General features: G+C 38.3%; 25 protein-coding genes, 1 pseudogene and 1 riboswitch. Of the genes and pseudogenes, 2 read left to right on the forward strand and 24 right to left on the reverse strand.

Annotated features, from left to right (window positions below):
- Positions 1–42: 42 nt before the first annotated feature.
- The 3 genes from G602_RS0106155 to G602_RS28635 all read right to left on the reverse strand — a co-directional run bounded on the left by G602_RS0106155 (position 43) and on the right by G602_RS28635 (position 2,065).
- Positions 43–981, reverse strand: coding sequence for a zinc ribbon domain-containing protein (locus G602_RS0106155; protein ID WP_026658200.1), 939 nt, complete (start codon positions 979–981; stop codon positions 43–45).
- Positions 982–1,218: 237 nt separating this feature from the next.
- Complete coding sequence (locus tag G602_RS0106160; protein WP_026658201.1) at positions 1,219–1,644, reverse strand: ImmA/IrrE family metallo-endopeptidase; 426 nt, start codon at positions 1,642–1,644, stop codon at positions 1,219–1,221.
- A complete protein-coding gene (locus tag G602_RS28635; RefSeq protein WP_026658202.1) occupies positions 1,622–2,065 on the reverse strand; it encodes a helix-turn-helix domain-containing protein in 444 nt (147 codons plus the stop codon). The genes G602_RS0106160 and G602_RS28635 overlap by 23 nt, the downstream gene beginning before the upstream one ends.
- Positions 2,066–2,232: 167 nt before the next feature.
- Here G602_RS28635 and ftsZ point away from each other — a divergent pair, with 167 nt between their 5' ends.
- Positions 2,233–3,447: a cell division protein FtsZ gene (gene ftsZ / locus G602_RS0106170; protein WP_026658203.1), complete on the forward strand. Its 1,215-nt coding sequence runs from the start codon at positions 2,233–2,235 to the stop codon at positions 3,445–3,447.
- Positions 3,448–3,825: 378 nt separating this feature from the next.
- On the opposite strand, the gene G602_RS28640 is transcribed toward ftsZ, so the two are convergent.
- From G602_RS28640 to G602_RS0106220, 10 genes are all read right to left on the reverse strand, one after another.
- Positions 3,826–4,539: a helix-turn-helix domain-containing protein gene (locus tag G602_RS28640; protein ID WP_049945083.1), complete on the reverse strand. Its 714-nt coding sequence runs from the start codon at positions 4,537–4,539 to the stop codon at positions 3,826–3,828.
- A 206-nt stretch (positions 4,540–4,745) separates the two neighbouring features.
- The gene (locus G602_RS0106180; RefSeq protein ID WP_196808601.1) at positions 4,746–5,216 is read right to left on the reverse strand and encodes a hypothetical protein; all 471 of its coding nucleotides are present in this window, start codon (positions 5,214–5,216) and stop codon (positions 4,746–4,748) included.
- A gap of 279 nt (positions 5,217–5,495) precedes the next feature.
- On the reverse strand, positions 5,496–5,960 hold the full coding sequence (locus tag G602_RS0106185; RefSeq protein ID WP_026658205.1) for an HD domain-containing protein: 465 nt from the start codon (positions 5,958–5,960) through the stop codon (positions 5,496–5,498).
- A gap of 16 nt (positions 5,961–5,976) precedes the next feature.
- Positions 5,977–6,159 (reverse strand): hypothetical protein, encoded by a 183-nt coding sequence (locus G602_RS0106190; RefSeq protein WP_026658207.1) that lies wholly within the window; start codon positions 6,157–6,159, stop codon positions 5,977–5,979.
- 2 nt (positions 6,160–6,161) lie between these two features.
- A complete protein-coding gene (locus tag G602_RS0106195) occupies positions 6,162–6,554 on the reverse strand; it encodes a hypothetical protein (protein ID WP_026658208.1) in 393 nt (130 codons plus the stop codon).
- A 10-nt stretch (positions 6,555–6,564) separates the two neighbouring features.
- Positions 6,565–6,879, reverse strand: coding sequence for a hypothetical protein (locus tag G602_RS0106200; RefSeq protein WP_026658209.1), 315 nt, complete (start codon positions 6,877–6,879; stop codon positions 6,565–6,567).
- 32 nt (positions 6,880–6,911) lie between these two features.
- Positions 6,912–7,286 carry a hypothetical protein gene (locus tag G602_RS0106205; RefSeq protein WP_026658210.1) on the reverse strand — a complete coding sequence of 125 codons (375 nt, stop codon included), beginning with the start codon at positions 7,284–7,286 and terminating at the stop codon, positions 6,912–6,914.
- 369 nt (positions 7,287–7,655) lie between these two features.
- The gene (locus G602_RS0106210) at positions 7,656–8,105 is read right to left on the reverse strand and encodes a hypothetical protein (protein ID WP_026658211.1); all 450 of its coding nucleotides are present in this window, start codon (positions 8,103–8,105) and stop codon (positions 7,656–7,658) included.
- Positions 8,105–9,157, reverse strand: coding sequence for a hypothetical protein (locus G602_RS0106215; protein ID WP_026658212.1), 1,053 nt, complete (start codon positions 9,155–9,157; stop codon positions 8,105–8,107). The genes G602_RS0106210 and G602_RS0106215 overlap by 1 nt, the downstream gene beginning before the upstream one ends.
- Positions 9,158–9,284: 127 nt before the next feature.
- Positions 9,285–9,839, reverse strand: a complete 555-nt coding sequence (locus G602_RS0106220; RefSeq protein ID WP_196808602.1) for a DNA-directed RNA polymerase subunit alpha C-terminal domain-containing protein — start codon at positions 9,837–9,839, stop codon at positions 9,285–9,287.
- 568 nt (positions 9,840–10,407) lie between these two features.
- Here G602_RS0106220 and G602_RS0106230 point away from each other — a divergent pair.
- Positions 10,408–11,730: a TFIIB-type zinc finger domain-containing protein gene (locus G602_RS0106230; RefSeq protein ID WP_026658215.1), complete on the forward strand. Its 1,323-nt coding sequence runs from the start codon at positions 10,408–10,410 to the stop codon at positions 11,728–11,730.
- A 258-nt stretch (positions 11,731–11,988) separates the two neighbouring features.
- Here G602_RS0106230 and G602_RS30170 read toward each other — a convergent pair.
- From G602_RS30170 to G602_RS0106280, 11 genes and pseudogenes are all read right to left on the reverse strand, one after another.
- A pseudogene (locus G602_RS30170) lies at positions 11,989–12,060 on the reverse strand (IS200/IS605 family transposase); the annotation flags it as partial.
- Entirely contained in the window at positions 12,044–12,268 is a 225-nt protein-coding gene (locus G602_RS0106235; RefSeq protein WP_044931258.1) for a helix-turn-helix domain-containing protein, read from the reverse strand. The pseudogene G602_RS30170 and the gene G602_RS0106235, both read right to left, overlap by 17 nt.
- 139 nt (positions 12,269–12,407) lie before the next feature.
- Positions 12,408–12,893 carry a hypothetical protein gene (locus tag G602_RS0106240; RefSeq protein ID WP_026658217.1) on the reverse strand — a complete coding sequence of 162 codons (486 nt, stop codon included), beginning with the start codon at positions 12,891–12,893 and terminating at the stop codon, positions 12,408–12,410.
- Between the two features lie 15 nt (positions 12,894–12,908).
- Positions 12,909–13,661: an N-formylglutamate amidohydrolase gene (locus tag G602_RS28645; RefSeq protein WP_049945084.1), complete on the reverse strand. Its 753-nt coding sequence runs from the start codon at positions 13,659–13,661 to the stop codon at positions 12,909–12,911.
- Positions 13,662–13,769: 108 nt separating this feature from the next.
- Positions 13,770–13,863: riboswitch (SAM riboswitch) on the reverse strand.
- 157 nt (positions 13,864–14,020) lie between these two features.
- Positions 14,021–14,206, reverse strand: coding sequence for a hypothetical protein (locus G602_RS0106250; protein ID WP_155829707.1), 186 nt, complete (start codon positions 14,204–14,206; stop codon positions 14,021–14,023).
- Between the two features lie 44 nt (positions 14,207–14,250).
- Positions 14,251–14,619 carry a hypothetical protein gene (locus G602_RS0106255; RefSeq protein WP_026658219.1) on the reverse strand — a complete coding sequence of 123 codons (369 nt, stop codon included), beginning with the start codon at positions 14,617–14,619 and terminating at the stop codon, positions 14,251–14,253.
- 201 nt (positions 14,620–14,820) lie between these two features.
- Positions 14,821–15,267, reverse strand: coding sequence for an Hsp20/alpha crystallin family protein (locus tag G602_RS0106260; protein ID WP_022762324.1), 447 nt, complete (start codon positions 15,265–15,267; stop codon positions 14,821–14,823).
- Between the two features lie 206 nt (positions 15,268–15,473).
- Positions 15,474–16,133, reverse strand: coding sequence for a DUF6796 family protein (locus tag G602_RS0106265; RefSeq protein WP_026658220.1), 660 nt, complete (start codon positions 16,131–16,133; stop codon positions 15,474–15,476).
- 197 nt (positions 16,134–16,330) lie between these two features.
- Positions 16,331–17,200: a hypothetical protein gene (locus G602_RS0106270; RefSeq protein ID WP_155829708.1), complete on the reverse strand. Its 870-nt coding sequence runs from the start codon at positions 17,198–17,200 to the stop codon at positions 16,331–16,333.
- A complete protein-coding gene (locus G602_RS0106275) occupies positions 17,161–17,775 on the reverse strand; it encodes a pyroglutamyl-peptidase I (protein WP_026658223.1) in 615 nt (204 codons plus the stop codon). The genes G602_RS0106270 and G602_RS0106275 overlap by 40 nt, the downstream gene beginning before the upstream one ends.
- The gene (locus G602_RS0106280) at positions 17,772–18,299 is read right to left on the reverse strand and encodes an NUDIX domain-containing protein (RefSeq protein WP_026658224.1); all 528 of its coding nucleotides are present in this window, start codon (positions 18,297–18,299) and stop codon (positions 17,772–17,774) included. The genes G602_RS0106275 and G602_RS0106280 overlap by 4 nt, the downstream gene beginning before the upstream one ends.
- Positions 18,300–18,302 lie beyond the last annotated feature (3 nt).

Here is an 18,302-nt window from a genome sequence, read left to right on the forward strand (position 1 = left end):
TGACTTCTTGCTCCTTATTTACCTTCCATATGTTTATGGATTCTATTTTCTTAACTTGTTTTCAAGCATTATTAACAATACCGCTGCATATGCAAAAATACCCGCATGAAGCAAAGTCACGCCTCCTAATAAATACACCTTTTGGCTCATAAGCAGAATACCCAAGGCTAAGGGAGAAAGTGCATAAAAGAACAAAAGTACCGCTGGAAATATTGTTTTTATCTCAGAATTAGAATATCCATCGAAAGCTTTGATTAGATTGTCTCTGCATTTATTCAACAAAACCTGCAAAACTATCCAAAATATCAGCGGTGCAAGAGAAACCAAAAACAGTACCATTCCTAGATTTGTCGCAAATAATTGTCCATCCTTTGCTCCAAAATCCGTTCCAAAAATATATATAAGTAATTTACTAACTTCACTGCCAGCCCAGCTACATATAGCGGACCATATTATTGCACCTATGACATCGGCAAAAATGAACAATGCTGTTATAGCCATGTATATAACAGAAAAAACCTTTCCAACCGTTATCCCTTCAGTTTTAACACCTGTTTTTCCCCATTTTGCTGTTCCAAATGTTACCCATGCCTCAACAGTGGCTACTATTGCCGGTATCATTAGAAAAATCATAGCCCATAAAATATGTTCATAAAACGCTAATATTAAAAGTAAAATGACAAGCGTCCCCTGTAAAATGGCATAGATCAAAGCAACAGGAGACGAAACAAATTCAAGAGCTTTTGACTTAAGAACAGGATTCACAGCCGCCATTTGTACAGTAGCATTATAATATCCTGGATGTTGTCCGTATGTAGTTCCCAGTTGATACTGACTCGACATAGGCATACTATTCTGGGAAGTCTCCGATGAACTTCCCAAAAATACCTTTTCACCACAATTACTACAAAAGCTAAAACCTTTTGTTAAATCCAATGTCATCTCTTCTCCGCATTTTGGACATGTCATTTTAATAATCATATAATCCATCTCCTTTATTTCTGGAGTTACCAGATTTAATCATTTATGTATGAGTTTACAAGTGCTTCTGCTTTGTTTAAGGCTTATACTTTTAATTCTATTATTCCAAATAGAAATTAAAACCATGTAAATACTGGATAAAATTATTCTTATTAACGTAAATATATATCCATAAAAGAGCTTCTGTTTCTAAATTAAAAAGAGCCGGTCATCATTGACCAGCTCTTAGCATTCACTTTATTTCTGTTCTATGCTCTTTTCGATGATTGAATGTACCAGATACGAAGGAATCTCCGCCATATTCATGTTAAGATTTTCCTGATCTTCAAATAATGCAAGTACGAAAAGATTCGCCTCATACTCTGCTTCCATGTTGATCTTGCCTCCAACATTAGCAAAATTGTTCAGTGTATCATCATGTAAAAAGATATGTCCGAGTTCGTGAGCACACATGATTCTTCTGGAACGCTCGTCATAATCTCTGTTTATAACAATGTATGGAGCATATCCCTTAAACTTAACTGCCTGTGCCTTAAACCACTTCATGCAAGGAATATTTTCTTCTACTCTTATCCCAAATATTCTAGCAAGTTCATAAGGATCTGAAGTGTTATACGTCTTCTTCAATCCTGTAGCAAACTCAACTATTTCTTCTTTTCTCATCCCCCGATGCCCCCTTTTTCTGATATCTGTGACTCATAACCTTAAGATGTCCAAGTAACTCATTGGCAAACTCGACAATAGTATCCTCATCCATCTGATCAGGGTCATATCCTCCAAAAGCGGCCAAAGTTGGTGTTTTTAAAATAAATTCTATTGCCTCCTGGGGATTCTCAAAGTGGTTCGGAAGCTTAGAAAGCTCGTCATCCTCTTCAGACACTTCTTCGGAATTCCCCATCAGTTCCGCAGGAGTGACTCCCAGAATCTTACATAGTTTATCGAATGTAGCAACAGGGATCTTTGTTATGCTTGATGCCTCATATCTGTATACAGTCGTATAAGAAACACCAAGCTGTTCCGCAATATTTTCAGCAGATAATCCCAGTTCTTTTCTTCTTTTTTTCAGTCGTTCTCCAATTTGCATATGCTATTACCTCACTTACTATATATTACATCATAACTTGCATAAATGCAAATTTTATGTTGACAAGCATTTGCATAAACGCTATATTCAAAAACATAATACAACTTGCATAAATGCAAATTTATAAATTATTGATTTGCACAGATGCAAATTTCGGAGGAAAAAAGATGTTGGAAGTAAAAGCAAAAGGTAATGAAAAAATGCCCAAGGTAATGGTAATCGGTATTGGTGGCGGCGGTAATAACGCAGTAACACGCATGGTATCCGATGCATCTGAATATGTTGAATATGCTGCTCTCAATACTGATTCCATGACACTCGATAGATGCCCTGCAAATAAACGTCTGCAGCTTGGTTCAAAGCTCACTCAGGGTTATGGTGCAGGTGGAGATCCGGTTATCGGTGAATCCTCTGCGAAAGAGAGTGAAGAAGAAATTTCCAATCTTGTAGAGGATGCAAATATGGTAATCCTTACCTGCGGAATGGGTGGCGGAACTGGCACAGGAGCTATCCCTGTTGTTGCCCAAATATGCAAAAGTCTGAATATCCTCACGGTTGCAGTAGTAACAATGCCCTTTTCATTTGAGAGCCAGCCCAGGGTCTTAGCTGCACAGACAGGGCTTAAGAAGCTTGAGCAGAATGTTGATACCCTGCTTGTAATACCCAATGACAAACTTCTTACCATTACTGATAAGCCATTCTATATGGACGAAGCCTTTACCTTAGCCGATTCTGTACTCAAATATACAATCGAAGGAATGACTAATATCATCTTCAACCACGGCACCATCAACCTTGATTTCAATGATCTTAAGTCAACTCTGAAGGATAAAGGCTATGGACTATTTGGTATTGGTATTGCCGGGGAAGAAGAAACCATAATAGATGCCGTTGAAAAAGCCATGTGTTCCCCTCTTCTGGAAACAAACATTACAGGGGCATCCAATATCCTCCTAAATACCAGTGGAAAGATTGATATTGTTGCTCTTAACAAGGCCGTTGCTTATATCCGTGACCAGGCAGGAGAAAATGTAAATATCTTCTGGGGAACTGTTGGCAGTGATTCTGCCTCATCTGAGGTGGTAGTTACCCTGATAGCAACCGGTATGAAACAGGTCAAATCAGCTGTTGCCGCAAAGCCACCTGTACCCCAGCCAACACAAGCAATGCCTCAAACAACTAAGACAGTACCTCTTCCAACACCAAAGCCAGTTCCTCAAAATACAGTTTCGGAAACAGAAGTGAATCTTGATATTCTAAAAAGAGTCGATTCTGCTGCGGGTGTTCAGCCACAACCCCAAAGGGAAATCCGGTCACAAGTTCGTCCTTTAACACTGGAAATCCCTCCTTTCCTGAAAAACAGGGATAGGCAAGGCAGATGAATATACAATATTAGATGAAAGATTTTATGAACTATCTGATTAAATTTAAGAAGATTATATGATTTTGAAACTTATCACGATTCATATTATTGATTATTAATAATAGCACCGGTGCTAATTGGCGTGAGCACCTTTGAATTTGCTTTGGGAACCACCAATTCGCGGAATAGCACATCCCTTGTTTGGTCTTGATGATATCTGTCAAGGAACCGCTCAGGCGGTGGCTTTAGTCCTTGTCCTTACAAATACTAGCAATTTGATACCACAGCATTTAGACCAAATAAGGGAATTGGTATTCAGACAATCTGCAGGCGGTGCTCATGCGTGAATTAGTGAACTCGCAGCCCGAAATTGTTAACTCCATTTTCGTTCTGCTTTTCACTCCTCTGCCATATCCTGCTCTTCTGCTGATTTATCTAACATAGCCTCATACAGATAATCTACATGTGTTTTATATTCTTCAAATTCCTTTTTGGATTCATCGATCTTTTCAGTGAACACATCACTTATATCTTTTATATTCTTATAACCGATGAGCAAAGGCTTGTTTTCTTTGTACCTTTTGGGATCTATATCCCGTCCCATAGCACTTTGCATACCTATTACTGCTTCCATAATTCTGCTAAAATATAGAGTCTGTTCTTCGTATGGCATTTCATGCAAAAGATGAATCAGCATATTGAATTCACCATAAAGGGAAATGCCCCGTTCAACATACTTAATCTGCTTACTAAGAGTAGCATCACTCGGTCCATCAAAGCTTTTATGTATTGCCCTTTCTATGTTGCTTTGCGAATACTTCATCTGCTTATAGAGTTCTTCAAAAGGGAAGCTATTCATTTTACCTGCATACTGCATCAGGCGCTTTTCCCTTTCCTTGTTTAATTCTTTTATATCATCTGTTCCAATAAGATGCTTAAATGTAACAGGTTCAATTTCAAAGATTTTGGCAAGTTCCTCCAGCCTCTCCTGGGGTATCTCCTTGACTCCTCTTTCCCAGGCACTAACTGCCTGCTTTGATACGCCAAGCTTTTCAGCAATCTCTGATGCTGTAATTCCATATTTTTTTCTGAGTTCTTTTAAATTATTCATTTTCCTCTCTCCGTTGGTTGATTTTAAAAGTAAACCTAGACTGTAAATTTTTAGCGACCAAATTTCTTGATCGCCTTGGTACATTATCAATATACTATGGTTTACTTTCATAGTCAACCTATTTTGTTTTATCCTTAATTTGCAGAGGATTTATCTGCTTACAGCACGCTTTCATACATAATTCCCATAACACTTTACATTTCTATTCATGAATTTTTATAGAAGTCGAAATCAAAATAATGTCTCTTATCATGGACCATCACTTCCCCTATAAGTCCTTTTTCGCATTTATCAATCGGAATGGCTCTTGCCCCTTCAAGACAGGAAAGAGCGCCCATATACACTGAATATGAATGTTCATCAAACTGTATTGCCATCCAGTATGGCTCAGCATCATACTTCTTTGCTGTTACGGCAGCCTTTTCATAAGCATTTGTTCCCAGATTATAGCGGTTATTTATCTTCCCATTAAGCTGATATTTATTTCTTGCTTTGACACTAATAACGTATTTTTTACCGTCTTTTTCACAGTAAATATCTGCAAATGCTTCATTCATATGTACATCATTAAGATTTCTGATCCTGTCATACTCAGCATCTACTAATGCTTTTATTGCAAATAACTCTCCAAGTTCACCAAGGGATTTTTTTCTTGCTGCTTCCTTTTTGTTATTCATAAACTCCTGCTCCATAACCGATTAGTATTACTCCATTTCTGATTAAAACTCTTTTTCTGTTATCACTACAATTACATCTATGAAAAAAAGCTGCTCATCGCAGCTGTATTTTTAGGGAGGATGCAGCCTGGCTCATGCCAGACTGCAGTTATGAAAAAGTTATTTTTAAGTATTACACAAGATTTATCTCTCTTGATAGATATATGATATCTTTAATTCCTTAACTCTTCCTTAATCCCATGTGAACAAATTGAAAACGATTTGTGACATGTTTTTCCCTTAATTCATTCCAAATTCTTCACATAACCTGGAGAACCTCTCCTGCTCCTTCTCCTTTACTGGTTTCGATATATCCTTAAAGCAATGATCCATAACATCTGCATCCTTCAAAAGCTCATCCATCGGAGAATCCACAACCAGCTTGTCATCATGATGATAAATTGCAGAACAGATGGCATCTGTCTCCTCCGGAGAAGTAAGCTTCAGTTCGTTCAATACTTTCCTTGCCAGCTCAGCCCCAAGGTGTGCATGGTCATCATAGGAACCACTCTTATAGGCATGAAGATCATGAAGCATTGCTGCCATGGCTGCTATTTCCGGGTCCAATCCCCTTTTATTAGCCAGAATTGTTGCAGAAAGCGAAACACCATACAGATGTGCAATTGCACTTGTCCTCTTATCAGGATCTTCCATCCTGTTTAATACCTCATCTACAAATCTTCTTAACTCTTTTAATCTGCCCATTTTAATTTATCCCCCTCTAAACTTCAGGCCATATGGAACCAACATCAAGTCCTTTTTCCGTGAGCCAACTGTTTGTTGCCTGGACATACTTTACTTTTCCATCATCTGATATCAGCGTTATGGAGAGCTTTGGTTCCTTACCCGGCATAAGCTCTTCACAGCCAAAATCTCCATCAAATATATGTTTTATCTTCCACATTTTCACATCCTTGGTTTTAACATACTCCCCAGCATTTCCAGTGCCTTCTTATAGGATTCTGTCATAGCTCCGGGGCTTTTTACCTGCATTTGTGTATTCTGTAACTGCTCTGAATCAGAAATCTCTGCGATAAGAGTAGTCTCATTTTCAGGAAGGTGTTTTTCTTTGCAGTATTCAATAACAGCTTCCATAAGGCTACTATTTGCATCCAATGCCAGAGTTTCGTCAAATACCTCGCTGTGTGCGTCAAGCGACTTTATATCCTCATCGGAAGTAATGATAAGTACCACGCTGGAGTGAAATCTTTCCTTCAGCATACGGATCTGCTTTGTAATGATATCCCTGTCAGCATCTCCAAAGCATACAAGGATATTTGAATAAGTATTCTCCGTCATCCCATCTTCCTCAACCTAGCATACGTTTTGTTATGTCATTTGTATCATCACTAAAATCCTTAAGTTCATCCATGGTTATGACCTTGTACCTTAAGAGAGATACGAGATGGTCGTAAAAATTTGATCTGCTGATATCTGTAATCACAACTCCGGGATTTCTCTTGTCAGCCTTTAGGCGCCCTTCAAGTGCCCAGTATTTATCAGACGGGAGCTTATCGCTGTTTAGGATTTCCTTATATTCCTCAACAAGCTTCCCCATATATCTTTCTTGCCAATAAGGAAGAGAGTTCTTAAATAGTTTCCAATCATTCTCTGATATGCTCATACCTAATCTCCTATTATTTTACTATAGGCTTATCATGCTCTGAGCATTTTTATTGCATTTTTATATGATTCCACCATTTGATATGGATCCTTAATTTCGAACCCGGATTCCTTAAGGCGGAGGGAATTGTCTGCAAGCTTTCCTATGTACAGGGCATCGACCGTATCTATATGCTTTTGACTGCAAAACTCAAGCACATAATCTGTGACGTCTCTTTTTTCCGGATATATCACTTCCTCAAAAAGAAAACTGTTCTTATCAAGAAAATCCCTGTCATCATCTGAAGTCATAATGAGTACCACATATGAACGGAATCTTTCCTTTAGCATCTTAAGCTGTGTTGTAAGTATGTTATGATCCGCTCTATCATAGTTTATGAATATGGTTGAATATCTGCTGTCAGACATGGTTTCCTCTACTATTATCCAGTATTTGTGTTTCCATTTTGTGACCAATCCTTGATATCACATATTAATCTTAAGGCTGCTACTACCCTTTTACAAGGATTCCAACTGCTTTTGTTTACAGTATTGTTTCTGACAACAAACTCGTTGTAGTCAAAATATTTTTCTTAACAAAAGCCTCGCATAAACACGGCGTTTTAAATAGCCATGTGCTTTAGTGTACAGCACTTAAAACCTTGTCAGAAGTAGCGTTTCCCTATAACATGTACCAAAAATCATTTTGAGAAGAAAAATAAATGGCAAAATTAAGGAGTGGAGAGCTAAGGATAAACTAAAAGAATAATTGCTTAATTAGCATAGCAAAGGGACGTTCTATAGAGTTGCCCCTTTGCTTGCTTTAATTTTTACGGGAATACAAATAGTAAAATTATTTTGGGGTTTATACCCGGAGAATCCAAGGTCATCATTTTTCCAAGTAGACCAAAGACCTTTTTTAAGTGAAGGAAGAGGCTTGTATGGATGCTCTTGCCCGTACCATTCGCGTTCTTCTTTGACAAATGTTGTGAATTTTTTGTCTTTGTTTAAAGATTTCATATCTGCTTTTTTGGCAGTTCCAACTTTTATTAGCTTTTTGTCCTTAATTTCATAGACAGTACCATCCCAAATGCTGAGCTTATACTTTCCGTCCAATGAATGACCATGCGGGACAGAGGGCTTGTCGTCATCATCATATTTGTGGAAATTCCACATCATATTTGCTATCTTGTATTGCGGCCTAAATGCAAATCTGCCATATTTCTTTTTAAAATAACCAATGATCATTAATTATCTTCCTCATTAAATAGTTTAGTTATGCGGTATTTTTTGAGTCTTCTTTTCATTTCTTTTTCCCAATGAGTATTTACTTCGTCAACATATTCTTTAAGATTATTGTCATGAACAGCCATTTCTAAAAAATTGTAATCCGTATGATATATCATATTAAAGAACTTGGAAGCGATTTTTCCACCACCAAGAATTCTGGGAAGAATAATATTAATGTATCCTTGAGTGAAGCCATTATCTTGTAGTATTTTTTCAAAGATACCAAAACCTAAAGCATATCTGCAGGAATTAGGAAGATATGTGTTTTTCTTATCATAAGCAATAGGGAATTCGTATTCTAAATATAAAAATACGAGCATATGCATGACACCATACAAAAAGAAAATGTCTATGGGATTACTTAGATGGTTGATATAAAAGTCATCCTTATCACTGAACATGGCAAGGATTTCTTGAAATGTAGTAGAATATGCAAATGCGTCTGCATCCATCTCTAGTGTACGTCTATCTAAGCTATATCCGGTATAGCAATCTATTTTTTGATCAAGTATAGCTTTTGCTATCATGTTAAAACCATTTTCAGCTAGACCGAGAGACGTCATTAACTCAGTATGCCCATTTAATATATGACCGAGTTCATGCAATAAAATGAATTGGCATCCAGAAAAACCTAAATATCGTGCTAATACTCCGCGCTTTTCATCTTTGGGTTCTCCCGTGAGAAGTATCTTATCAATGCTTTTATTATATGTAGCTCTAATTAAAGCAGGGCTTTCGTTATTTGCATTTCCAATATTTGGAAGAAAAACTGGTTGTGAGAATAAGGTATATGCCATACTATATATTTCGAGTAAGACTTTTGTGTTGATTTCAATAATATCTTTATTATCTTCGGTTCTAGAACCGGCGTTTACACAATCGCCATCATCATCATATGAGAATACAAGTGTTCTTTTATTGTTTCCCTTCATTTCATTTTTATAGGTACTCTCAATCATTTTTTGATTATGTTCTTTAAAGCCTAGATGGTAGTCGTTATATGTGTTCATTTTTTCCTCTGCATACCAATAATATGATTGTTTTTCTGATATATAGTATTATATATTCATTTACTCATGTGTGCAAAATAACAGGAATCGTTCTTTTAAAAAATATCTTAGAAATAAGAACAATTTTCTAATAGTTATCCTCAACAAATTCCAAGAATCCCTTAATCTCCTTCCCCTTCCATCCCTTCTCAGTCAGCGCAGCAGTGATATTGTTGCGGTGCTGCGGGCTGAGTTTTACTTGACATTCGGAGTCCCAAAGGAACCAGGTCTTAAAGATGATTTCGTTGTAGGTTTCTTCGCCCATAGAGCGGAGAGCCTTAATCTTAGATCTTCCTGCTTTGCGGATATCATTAATAGTATTGATATCGTTGCGCATGATGGTACGAATAGCCTTCCTTGACAGGTGGATGTCCTCAAAAGAAGTATTCATCACATATTTCTCATATCCAAATATCAGCCCAATATAGTAGGATTCTACCAGTCTTGTGAGATCTTTACGCATGACAGCATAAGCTTTTGAGTGGTTGTAGCCCCGATTCTTGGCAATATTCTTAAAAGCTCTGCCATATTGGAAGCGCTCAATAAGGATGCTCATGTATTCATCATACTTTATAAAGCCTATAAGGTATTCCAGGCCCTTGGCTTCGTCCTCAGACAGTGTTTCCGGAGGTTCGATATTCATTTCGTAACACAATTCCCGGTAAAAGTTCAGGGGAAAAGGATATGTTGGCAGGGGCGGATTTGTCTCCATATGTGAAACCTCTATAATGCGTTAAAACAATATATGTATATTATAAGTGGAATACAGGATGAGAACCACATAAAGATTGAAACCGGAAGACGGGACAGTCCTCCGGTTTCGGTCAACGTGTGAAAGGAAAGTCTGTTTAACAGACTTTATATCCTAAAGCAGCGTCCCGCTTAGATACCAATAGGAATTCTACTATATTAATAGTACAGTATTTGCCGTGCCTTTCAAGGTTTTGAGTCTTTATTTTGGTAAAATTTAATATTTTTTTCAAATAAAATTCCGAGAAAATCAGACCATTGGCTTTTTGCATGAAAAGGTTGGTTGACACCCCTCATATATCTTAAGCGGCGTCCCTCTATAGATACCAAACATATTATTGAAAAGAAGCAAACCACTACTTTATAATATTCTAGGTCTTTTTTATGCATTCATGAGTAAATGAATACATAGTTTATACATTTTAATAATTTAGATAAGCGGCGGAGGTTGTTGTAAAGGAATGAAAAAGCTTGTATGTGAGATGTGTGGAAGTGGAGATCTTGTTAAACAGGAGGGGCTTTACGTTTGTCAATCCTGTGGAACAAAGTACTCTGTAGAAGAAGCTAGAAAAATGATGGTTGAAGTTTGTGGGCAGGTTTCTATAGATGATTCTGGAAAACTTGACACTTACCTTCAAATGGCTGATTCTGCCTTTAAAGCTAGTAATTGGCAGGAAGCTTATAATTATTATTGCAAAGCGCAGGAAATAGATGTTAATAACTATCATTCAATCTATCGTAAGGGTATATCATACGGTTGGTGGAAAGGTAATCTGATGGATTTTCATGCGCAGGAGGTTATCGGAGGCGTAGTAAATGCCAAAAAAGTAATGGCCATCTCAAGTGATGATCCGCATAAGAAAGCGGTTGAAGTATCCAATATGATGTCCGAAATATCTACATGGGCCGGTGCTCTTGGAGGAGCTTCAATAAGTGGAGGGCTTCAGAGTATTACTTCATCTCCGACAGCTGCTCAAAATTTCTATGAGAGAATGTGCATTGTAAGTGAATTGTTTATTTTTGCTTTCGATTTATTAGATGAGCAGTCTTATGCTTGTCTAAATGTGGCTGAGCGTAATTCTGTGAAGAATAACGCAAAAGAGATAACTGACTTAACAAAAGAAATTGCCGGTGTAATGAGCTCTGCTGGAACACTTAATGTAAGCAATGGAGTAAAATTTAATTCATTTTGGCTGATGTATCAGGATGCTTATAAGAAAGTTAATGCTCCATCTAGTGTTTCAGAGCAAAGTAGACGTTTATCAACCGCCACCAGTAGAGTTAGAAGTCAGTTTGATGTATGGGACAACAATATAGCTAAAAGAGAAGCCGAGCAGAAAGAAAAAGAGAAAAGAGAAAGACGGGAACAGTTTTTTATAGAACATCCGGAAATAAATAATGAGTATACAGCAAAAATAGGTTTAAAAAATAACCTTGAGGTTTCTAAAAGAGATGCTGAAGGTCAGGTTAATTCTTTAGAAAAAGAGTTAAATTCTATTAACAGTAAAATCACAAAAATACAAGATGAAATAGACGCTAGCAATCGTGAAATCGAAAAACTTCAAAAAAAGATATTTGGTAAGAAAAAAGCACAAGAGGAGATATTGCGAAAGCAGGCAGTGATTGAATCATTAGAAAAAGAACTCGCAACCCTTGATACTCCGAGAAAAGAATCTCAGGAGAAGGTAAATATGGCACGTAGAGTTTTGGATGATATATCTAATAAGCTAAATACTGTAGAAAATGATATAAATAGTATTATTCGGGACAATGGCCTGGAGTGATGTTTCAGAAGGAATCCATTTTGGCTCATAATGAATGAGTTGAAATGGATTCCTTCTATATTTATGGGTTCGTTAAAAGCAAGCTCTTACATCTAAAAGACAGGGAATTCAATCAGCACCACCCGTCCAACGGGTGGTTTGCTCGCCCCTATAAGGGGGCTGTTACCGGCCAGCGCCTAAAGACGCTGGCTTTCACTTTGTTCAAGCCCTAACGCCTTTGACTCGTCGCAGCCCTTGAAAGGGCGCTTGTAATACCGGCTACCCCTTGAAGGGGTCCTCATACTCTTTCACACTCAGTTTATCCATTGCTATATCATGTTTCCTTTGTTTTGAAGGTGTTACGTTTTTCTTCCGCAATAGCAGAAACCGAAACATCGAAGAATTCTGCCAGCTTTATCAGCTTCTCCGTATCCGGCTTATATTCATCTCTTTCCCAGGATGATACCGCCTGAAAGGTTATCCCCAGAGCCTCCGCTACCTGATTCTGGGTCAGCTTCCGTTCTTCTCTAAGACTCTTGATATTTGATCCTATGCTCATTGGCTTCCTCCACAGATTTACTAATTTGTTTCAGAGATCTCTTTCTTATGACTTAATGATATTGCCGAATCCACCTTAATTCTAGCGAGTACTCCTTTATGTTTCAATCCGGATTTCAAGTTTAACTTGAGTAAAGGAATTATTCGGAAGCATGCTCACTCTCTGATAGATATTTCATGTAAAAATTCATTACAGTCTTCATTTCATCCGCCTCAGAAAGCTTAAACTTTCCATGATCTATATAATGTGAATCATCTACCCAGGTCATAAAGCATGTATCAAAGTCCTCATCTATCCTTACGGTATATAATCGTGCCCTGCTAAGTACCTCATCATGGCAGATATATATTCTTACCATATCTCCAGCCTGAAGTATCCTTGGCATCGTTATCCTCATGATTCCTGCCATATTTCCAACAACAATTGCATCAATATCAAAATCATCGGATGTATATGGGCATACATACCCCGGGACATTACCATTTAACCTGCTGTACATTTCAAGTATCAGATGATGTTTCTTAATCAGGATAGTATTTACAAAATCTGCTGCACTATCTGAATACATGCACTCAGGAATTATCTCATATTCTATTGTATGTCTGTCTTTTTGAGTGTTCATCATAGCTCACGACCTCCTTTAACTCATCACGGAACGCTCAAGAATATGAACCGCTTCGTTTATATCGTTTTTTATCATTTGGTATTCCGGTTTTATGGTGCCATCCGTACCAATGTAGAGCCTTCTGTTTATCTCAATCATGATTGATTTGACACGCTCATCGCTCTTGTAATACTTCATTGGAACAATTGCTCCGGCAAATGGTGCGTTTATCGCTGTTGAGTAACCTCTTTTCTCAAAGAAGTCCCAGACCTCTTCAACTAATATTTCCGGGGTATGGAATGCATCGGTACCTATGCAAATATCCGGTCTGTCTTTATTCTGGTCTTTTTCGTATGGCAGCGGTGACTCATAGAACGAATGCCCATCAATTATGAGACAGCATCCGTGTCTTAGTAGTCTCATCTCAACAAGCCTCTCGAGATATGAATGGTATCTGTCATAATATGTCCTGAGAATCCGCTCCTTGTTCTCAACATCAATAACCCGGAGCAAAGACATGTCAGAACACCTTGTGTAAACTGCTCCCATTCCTTTTTGTGACATTATCTCATCCGCATCATCACGGAATCTCTCAAAGTCACAGACAAGCCTTGATACAGGAAAAACAAGCATTTCATGCCCGGTGTCAAACAGATCATCACAGCAATGATCTGTCATAGCCACCAGCTCTCGTATGAGTCTTGGCCTTTCAAAGAATTGCATTTCCCCTTCAGGAATCAGCAATGAAGAGTGGGGAACATTGATAACAATTGGGAATTTTTTACGCATACATGCCTCCTTATCTACTATAAAGAGGCAGCAAAAGACATCTTTCCCGTTGGATATCCAACAAAAAAGACCCATCGTCTCGATGAGCCTTAACTACAAAATAGTCACCACCCATCGATCAAGCTTTGGCACCTTACCACCCTTATAGTGGCAGGTTGTCGTGCGGTCATAGGGCTTGTCCCTCGCGCACTCTTCATAGGTTTTCTTATTTGTCTTGAATATAACATGTGATTGACACATGTTCAATATCACATCCATTAAGTTTCCATAAACTTTCCGGACATGATAAATCTTTGAAAAAACATTAATTTCAACGTTACGACAGCAAATTACTTAGTTTCCCTTCAAAAGAAAGCTCATTAGTAAATATCAATATAGTGAGGTGTACCATCGCTGTAATTAGACACAGACATGATCTTTCGATCTTTCATTCTTTCGGGCACATCTGCTAAAGTTCCATCATGAATTATGATCATGCCATCTCCTCTTACTTTATCCTCTGCACCAACGTGTACCTTAATAAGACTTAAATCTTTAGTTTGCACTTCTATTAGTTCTCGTAATGTCATTATTCATCTCCCATATTTGATTAGAATTCATATTTGTTCATCTTATGCTTATGTCTTTCAAATGCACTCTTTATGACTAGTCCTGCTCCAACCACTACAGGAACAAACACTAACAGGATATCTGTAAGTGATGAATAAGCAAAGTAAAACTCTGTACCGAGTAAAAGTGCAACAACCAGTAGGCACAGGGACATTACAAAGCAGCCAAAAGTAAATCTGTTTTTGTTTACCACAACTGAGATTGAGGAAATGATAAGAAGCACAAGTACTATGGCTGATGTACTCACCCTTCCGATCCTATAGAATCCAAACGATGATACCCTCACCATCTTGAACAGCATGAATAATCCGATGATCACAAGAACCCATCCAATATTTTTCTTTGTCATACCAACACCCTCCTTGATATAAGTATTCCCCTCGATGTTAAGTATATAGTACCAAACGCTGGATTTTTATATTGGATAACGCTAAATAAAAGCATATATTCTTCTAACGATGCGCTTTTTGTTCTGCAAAAAACATCCCGGGGATGCTCAGGTCCTCGGGATGCTTTAAGGAGTTTTTTATTATGCGGAGCCTATAGGCTCTTAAGCTATCATGATATGTTTCTTTTCAGGAAGCTTTTCCTGCTCTTTCTTAGGAATGGTAAGGGTCAGAACTCCGTGATGGAAGGCTGCCTTTACGTCCTCTTCCGTGATCTGGTCGCCAACGTAGAAGCTTCTCTGCATCGAGCCGGAATAACGCTCCTGTCTGATCAGGCGTCCTTTCTTATCGTTCTTATCATTGTTCATGTTCTTTGAAGCACTGATAGTAAGATATCCGTCATTCAGTTCGAGGTTAATATCCTCTTTGGCAAAACCGGGAAGATCAACACTTACTTCGTACTGATTGTCCTCTTCCTTAACATCAGTCTTCATCAGCCTGTCGGCATGACGACCGTAAAGCTTACGCTCCATGTTGTTCAGTTCTCTGAAATCCGGGAAATTGAACAGATTGTCAAAAAGATTTTCTTCAAAAATACTTGGTGCTAACATAGTTTTTCCTCCTTTGCATCAAAAACATTTATTTTTGAGCATTGGGACGGAGGGTTCAGATCTAGGGAACCTAAGTCCTTATGGTCTTCTCTGTTCCTTTGTTCTATATATGGTATAACACCAAATTAGCACTCTGTCAAGTAGAGTGCTAATTATTTTTTAAATATTCCCTTTGATAAAAAAGCCTCTAAATACCTGCCGTAGCTTTACTCCTTTGTAAGATATATCGCACAAACAAGATACATGATCAGCCATCCAAAGGATTCTGTCCCCGAATCCAAACCTTCTGCGATGAGGTTTAGGAGTTGTCCAAATATAATTCCACATATCGGACAACATACCAAAAATACTTTCTTAACAGGGATTAGTCCTTTTACAACCATGCCTATCCATCCGATTGTCACAAAAAGATCGCAAGCTATAAATCCAATTGCCATTGGAACAGCTATGCTCTTTAGGACCCTTATTGTCATTGCGACAGCTGTAGGAATATCCCCCGTTGCCTCCATTCCTGCATTAAATACAACCGGAAGCATACAGATTCCTATATGAATAAACGCAAAATACAAAATACCGCTCCAATTTGCCACCTTAAAGATCTTATACAGCATGTAAGATTGCAGCTTATAATCTTCTTCCATTACTCTTAGGAGTTCTGTGGCAGCATAAGCAAACATAGCTGCACATAAAAAACCAAGAATCGACGAAACGGCATACCTCCAATCCGGCACTACGTTCCAATCTATCCCCATGTATGCATCAGGATCTGAACTCGTTCCTATTGTTCCAAAACCAAGCAGGTAGTCACCAACTATGGCCAATACCATTGCGTAGCATCCAAACAGAATTCTTCGTTTTGACCGCATTTTATCTCCCCCTATTTCACGCATTTAAAATACACCATTGAACCATCCACATGATACTCCACCTCGGGATACAGCTGCTTCCCCCATTTTTATTGTCTTCTAAAGGTATGATCTTACTATACCAAATCAAAGTGAAGGACCACCCCTCACACGAGAAATGGTCATTTTTGCACTGATTCATATTATGTGATTATTTATCATGCATTGTTCTTCTTTTCTTTTAAAAGCTTCTTCTGAAGCTTACGCTGCATCCGCCTCTCTTCGCGTAGTCTTTCCCTTTTCTCGCGGCATTCTTCTTTATATTCCCTGACTGCCCACTCATATTCAAGCGGAAAAGCTTTTTTTATCTGCTCTATATTTATATATGTCCTTCTCGAAAGATTCCCAAATATCAGCTTTGCATCATCCCACTCATCCCGGTCAAGAAGCATCCGCAGTTTGTAGATCAGGACTTCCGTCCTGTTACTTCTGCATTTATGATAAGCTATATCTGCTATCTCCAGTGCTTTATTCCAATCCTTTTCTTTGTAATAATCCATAAGTTCCTTATACACCGGATATCTATATTCATATGTCAGATTACTTTCAATATAGCCATAATACTTTTCTGGCTGTATAAATTCCCTACACAGATCCCCATATACTGATTTGATGTAATTGTTTCTTAAAGAAAAGACATACTCAGCAAGCCATTTCCTCTCATAATCTGTCACCCACATGGCATCGACCAGTTCCTTCATGGGATCACATAGGCCATACTCATCATAAAAATAATTCTGAAGAATGCTCTCTGTAATTATCTTCTTTACGGATATATCCTCATTTGCCAGTTTTCCACTTGAGATGATCTCTCTTGTCAAATCCCAGGCGTCTGTTATTTCAGTCTGGTCATCAATAAATGGATATGCCCTTAGTGCACGTATCCCCCGCAAAATCATCTTCCACTGATCCTCTAAATATGACAATTTCCTTATCTCCTTACAGCATTGTGTCATCTTCTTTTTAATGTCTATGTTTTCCTGCATGCTCACGATTCGTTCATTTCCTTCAGAACAGCCTCTATGCATATCTGAATTCCCCTGGCAATTTCATCTATGCCCAGTTCTGATTTTGTTTCTTCATCTGACTCGGCAGGATTTGGAACATGGATAAATCCTGCAGGAATATTAAGAGCCTTTGCTTTCAGGTGATTCATTACCCTATAAAAGAGATCATTACATACATAAGCCCCAGCTGAATAGGAGAGCTCAGAAGATATTCCCTCTTTTGTCATATTCTCTATCATCTTTGTTATGGGAAGAGTCGAGAAAATGCCATCTGCTCCTTCTGAATCAATCTTTTCAAACCTTGGACTATTACCTTGATTATCCGGAATCCTGGCATCATCGATGTTAACCGCAATGACTTCTGGAGTTATCTTTGTCCTTGTCCCTGCAACTCCAAGCATGATAACTGCATCAGGTATCTCTTCATCTATTCTTTTTTCGAGTGTCGATGCCGCAGCACCAAAGACAACCGGCAGCCTTATCACTTCAATCTCTGCTTCGCCTATTCTCTCTTTAAGGAGCTTAGCTGCCTCATAAGAGGGATTTGTTTTTGCGTTATCAAATGGCTCAAAAGCCGAAACAATTACCTTTTTCATAGTCTAGCCTCAATATCCTTAATTCCTCTGCCCATCTCTTCATCATTGTGGTCCATGATATGTCCGTAAAATTCGCTAAAGGGCATGATCCTCACATCATTTACTTCGTAGCGGTCAAAATCAAAACCATTTTCAGGAACATCAACTCTTATCATGAATACAGCGATAAGCATGCCTGTTCCATCATCCCAATCCTTTATATAATCAAATGCAAGCGAAAGGTCTTCAGCTTGGACCTTTATTCCCAGCTCCTCTGACAGTTCCCTTATGGCAGCTTCACTTGGCGTCTCTCCTGCTCTAACTCCTCCACCTGTCATATCCCATTTACCCGCATAGTATCTTGCTCTTAAGGATCTTTGCTGTACTACGTATCTGCCCTCCCCCTTGCCTGGAGCTGGACTATCCTCTGTCTTCATGATGATAAGAACATGGCGGAAATATTCCCCGGGAAGCTTCTTCTCATGCTTTTCTATTGTTTTCCCTGTAGGTTTACCTTCCCTTGTAAACACTTCAATATATTCCATCGT

Origin of the sequence: Butyrivibrio sp. AC2005 (assembly GCF_000424145.1) — a bacterium.
Lineage (GTDB): Bacteria > Bacillota > Clostridia > Lachnospirales > Lachnospiraceae > Butyrivibrio.

Bases quoted from the DNA above. Each gene is read 5' to 3' on its own strand.
- G602_RS0106155 (WP_026658200.1), bottom strand. From the start codon at position 981: ATGATTATTAAAATGACATGTCCAAAATGCGGAGAAGAGATGACATTG.
- G602_RS0106160 (WP_026658201.1), bottom strand. From the start codon at position 1,644: ATGAGAAAAGAAGAAATAGTTGAGTTTGCTACAGGATTGAAGAAGACG.
- G602_RS28635 (WP_026658202.1), bottom strand. From the start codon at position 2,065: ATGCAAATTGGAGAACGACTGAAAAAAAGAAGAAAAGAACTGGGATTA.
- ftsZ (WP_026658203.1), top strand. From the start codon at position 2,233: ATGTTGGAAGTAAAAGCAAAAGGTAATGAAAAAATGCCCAAGGTAATG.
- G602_RS28640 (WP_049945083.1), bottom strand. From the start codon at position 4,539: ATGAATAATTTAAAAGAACTCAGAAAAAAATATGGAATTACAGCATCA.
- G602_RS0106180 (WP_196808601.1), bottom strand. From the start codon at position 5,216: ATGAATAACAAAAAGGAAGCAGCAAGAAAAAAATCCCTTGGTGAACTT.
- G602_RS0106185 (WP_026658205.1), bottom strand. From the start codon at position 5,960: ATGGGCAGATTAAAAGAGTTAAGAAGATTTGTAGATGAGGTATTAAAC.
- G602_RS0106190 (WP_026658207.1), bottom strand. From the start codon at position 6,159: ATGTGGAAGATAAAACATATATTTGATGGAGATTTTGGCTGTGAAGAG.
- G602_RS0106195 (WP_026658208.1), bottom strand. From the start codon at position 6,554: ATGACGGAGAATACTTATTCAAATATCCTTGTATGCTTTGGAGATGCT.
- G602_RS0106200 (WP_026658209.1), bottom strand. From the start codon at position 6,879: ATGAGCATATCAGAGAATGATTGGAAACTATTTAAGAACTCTCTTCCT.
- G602_RS0106205 (WP_026658210.1), bottom strand. From the start codon at position 7,286: ATGTCTGACAGCAGATATTCAACCATATTCATAAACTATGATAGAGCG.
- G602_RS0106210 (WP_026658211.1), bottom strand. From the start codon at position 8,105: ATGATCATTGGTTATTTTAAAAAGAAATATGGCAGATTTGCATTTAGG.
- G602_RS0106215 (WP_026658212.1), bottom strand. From the start codon at position 9,157: ATGAACACATATAACGACTACCATCTAGGCTTTAAAGAACATAATCAA.
- G602_RS0106220 (WP_196808602.1), bottom strand. From the start codon at position 9,839: ATGAATATCGAACCTCCGGAAACACTGTCTGAGGACGAAGCCAAGGGC.
- G602_RS0106230 (WP_026658215.1), top strand. From the start codon at position 10,408: ATGAAAAAGCTTGTATGTGAGATGTGTGGAAGTGGAGATCTTGTTAAA.
- G602_RS0106235 (WP_044931258.1), bottom strand. From the start codon at position 12,268: ATGAGCATAGGATCAAATATCAAGAGTCTTAGAGAAGAACGGAAGCTG.
- G602_RS0106240 (WP_026658217.1), bottom strand. From the start codon at position 12,893: ATGATGAACACTCAAAAAGACAGACATACAATAGAATATGAGATAATT.
- G602_RS28645 (WP_049945084.1), bottom strand. From the start codon at position 13,661: ATGCGTAAAAAATTCCCAATTGTTATCAATGTTCCCCACTCTTCATTG.
- G602_RS0106255 (WP_026658219.1), bottom strand. From the start codon at position 14,619: ATGACAAAGAAAAATATTGGATGGGTTCTTGTGATCATCGGATTATTC.
- G602_RS0106260 (WP_022762324.1), bottom strand. From the start codon at position 15,267: ATGTTAGCACCAAGTATTTTTGAAGAAAATCTTTTTGACAATCTGTTC.
- G602_RS0106265 (WP_026658220.1), bottom strand. From the start codon at position 16,133: ATGCGGTCAAAACGAAGAATTCTGTTTGGATGCTACGCAATGGTATTG.
- G602_RS0106270 (WP_155829708.1), bottom strand. From the start codon at position 17,200: ATGCATAGAGGCTGTTCTGAAGGAAATGAACGAATCGTGAGCATGCAG.
- G602_RS0106275 (WP_026658223.1), bottom strand. From the start codon at position 17,775: ATGAAAAAGGTAATTGTTTCGGCTTTTGAGCCATTTGATAACGCAAAA.
- G602_RS0106280 (WP_026658224.1), bottom strand. From the start codon at position 18,299: ATGGAATATATTGAAGTGTTTACAAGGGAAGGTAAACCTACAGGGAAA.